General features: G+C 64.4%; 1 protein-coding gene. It reads left to right on the top strand.

Annotated features, from left to right (window positions below):
• A partial coding sequence (locus tag AC6CH2_RS22540) for an AMP-binding protein (RefSeq protein ID WP_498271168.1) occupies positions 1–303 on the top strand: 303 nt, incomplete at both ends.

Consider the following 303-nt stretch of genomic DNA (forward strand, 5'->3'; position numbering starts at 1 on the left):
TTGCCGCTGGTGGTGCTGGACGACGAGTCGTTGGCGGATCAGAGCGAAAGCGATCCGAGCGTCGAAGGGCTGACGCCGCGTAGCTTGGCCTACGTGATCTACACTTCCGGTTCGACCGGCCAGCCCAAGGGGGTGATGGTCGAGCATCGCTCGGCGGTGAATTTCTGGCGGGTGATGGGCGAGACGACCCATCGCGAGCTAGGCGCCGGTTCGCGCGTGGCGCTCAATGCCGCATTCTCGTTCGACATGTCCTTGAAGGGCATCCTGCAGCTGCTGTCCGGGCATGCGCTGGTGCTGATCCCG

It is taken from the genome of Lysobacter sp. GQ73, from assembly GCF_059758755.1.